The following is a 2,511-nucleotide window of genomic DNA, read 5'->3' as shown; positions in this document are numbered from 1 at the left end:
CGGTGGTGGTGAGCAGCAGTTTGTCGGTGGCGAGGCGGGCATCGGGGCCGTCCGCGGCGGCAGCCTCGCCCAAACCCGGGGAAATTCCGGCACCCGAGGGCAAATACCCCTCGGCGGCCCGAATCGCCCCGGGTTTGGGCGGCAGGTTGGCGGCGAGTTGCTCCCAGTCGACCGGTCGGCGGTTGTCCGGATCGGTCAGGCTCAACCGAACGGTCTCGCAGCCCTGGTAGGTGTCGGCGACCCCCAGCGCGGTGAGCCGAAGGAGCGTGGCGCACAACGTGTTGGTGCGCACCGAGTCGGCGACCAGCCGGATCCACGCGTCGAACCGCTGCCGGACCAACGGATCGGCGACCAGGCGCGGCACCGCCCCGGCGACCCGGGCCTCGGCGGCACCGTCGGGCGAGACCCAGGAGGTCCACAGTTTCTGTTCCCGTCCTGCCTTCACGGCGAAGGCGGCCAGCCGGTCGGTGTCGATCGGGCCGGCGTCGGTCCAGGTGCCGGCCAGGGTCTGCCAGAGGATGGTCCGCAAGGGGGCTGGCAGGTCGGCGGCGGCGGGGGTGAGGTCGGCCACCAGTTGCGTCCACTCCGCCGGGTACTCGCTGATCGCCGCGATCCGCGCCCGGACGTCCGCGCTGCGCTTGGAGTCGTGGGTCGAGCCCAGCGCCATGGTTGCCGGCCAGTCGGCGTGCATCCGGCCGAGCCAGTCGTGCAGCTGCTGCGGGGTGAGCCCGAAGCTGCCGGGATCGGAGCCGACATCGCACAGCGTCAGCAGTTGCGTCCAGCGATAGAAAGCGGTGTCCTCCACCCCCTTGGCTACCAGGGCTCCGGTGACCTGCTGGAATCGGACGGCGAACTCTGCCGCCGCCCTCGCGCGGATAGGTGGGTCCTCCGGCACTCCGCCGCGGGTCGGGTCGCCCGGCACTCCACTGCTCGCGCCCGTCGGCACTCCACTGTCCGTCGGGACTCCGGTGTCCGTCACGCCCTTGGTCACGCCCACCGCCGGCCGGGCCGGGCCCACCATGGTGCCGGCGGCAAGATCATGCAGCCGCGTCAGGATCGGCTGGAGCTGCTCGGGGAGGCGGGTCGCGGCCCGTTCCGCGGCTCCCGTCAGCACCGCGGCGTCCACCCCGTCCGCCGGTCGCCCCGGACGGACGTAAGCCCGGTAGCGGTCCATCGCGACCAGGAACTCCCGCAGGCAGGTGCGCAGGTCGGCCTCGGGCCAGGCGGGATCGACCTGCCGGGCGAGCCGGATCAGCCGGTCGACATCAATCGCCAGGGAGGTGTCGGCGAGGTACCGTTTCGCGGCTTCGGCAACCTCGGGCCAACTGAGCAGCTGGGCGTCGGCCGCGGGGCTGTCGGTGCGCTGGGCAAGCTGTGCCAGCGGCTCGGCAGCCGCCGGATCGAGCTGGACGGCGTCGAACCGCCAGGCCGCCTCGTAGCCCGTGGTGCCGCAGACCGGCCAGGCCGGCGGCAGCAACTCGTCGCCGGTGAGGATCTTCTCGGCCACCACCCAGGCACCACCGGTGGCCTCGCGCAGGCGCTCGAAGTAGACCTCGGGGTCGGCCAGGCCGTCCGGATGGTCGACTCGAAAACCGTCGATGGACCCGCCGCGGTACAGGTCGAGCAGTTCGGCGTGGGTGGCGTCGAAGACGTCGGGCAGTTCCTGGCGCACCCCGATCAGCGTGACGATGTCGAAGAACCGGCGATGGGTGAGCCGGGTGTGGTTGCCCTGCCAACGCTGCAGCGAGTAATGCTGGCAGGCGGCGGCCTCCGCCAGCGGCAGCCCGGCGGTGTGGGGGGCGAGTGGATACGGCTTGTCATCCAGCAGGAGCACCGGCTCCGGTCCGTCCGGACGATCGAGGCTGCCGAAGCGCAGCCGTCGATCGGTGATCAGCCGGGGGATGGGATCGTCGTCCCCGTCCAGCGTCACGACGGGGAGCACCAGTGCCGCGCCCGCCTCGATGTCGAACCAGTCGGCGTAGCCGGACTCCGGCCCGTCGCGGAGGGCCGACCACAGTGCCGGGTTCAGCCACAGCGGGTCGGGAATCGCCAGGTGGTTGGGAACGATGTCGACCACGACCCCCATTCCGCGGGCGTGGGCCGCTGCGGCGAGAGCCTCGAAGCCGTCCCGTCCGCCCCGTTCCGCGGAGACCGTCGTGGGATCGACCACGTCGTAGCCGTGGGCCGAACCCGGGGTTGCCGTCAGGATGGGTGAGAGGTAGAGGTCGGTCACGCCGAGGGCGTCCAGGTAGGGCAGCCGGGCGCAGGCATCGGCGAAGGTGAACGCCGCGCTGAGTTGCAGCCGGTAGGTGTTGAGCGGCGTGCGGCGGCCGGACGCGGGACGGTGCATGGCGACAACCTCCGATCGGGGGCTGCCGGCCAACCTAGCAGCCGAGTGTCGGTGGCAGGTTGGGACGTCCGTCCTCGGCGCGGGTCTTCCGGCAGGTGACCGGCTGGTTTCTCACCCGGGCGGTGCAGATGCTAATCTCTTGCGGCTGGCTTCTTCGGAGG

The 2,511-nt window shown here is 71.8% G+C and carries 1 protein-coding gene; it reads right to left on the bottom strand.

Features of this window, described 5'->3' with window-relative positions:
• The coding region (gene treY, locus VB080_RS15740; protein WP_323419394.1) for a malto-oligosyltrehalose synthase at positions 1-2,350 on the bottom strand (2,350 nt) is incomplete at its 3' end.
• Positions 2,351-2,511 lie beyond the last annotated feature (161 nt).

Source organism: Propionicimonas sp., assembly GCF_034927565.1.
Lineage (GTDB): Bacteria > Actinomycetota > Actinomycetes > Propionibacteriales > Propionibacteriaceae > Propionicimonas.
This window is presented reverse-complemented; position numbering and strand designations above follow the sequence as displayed.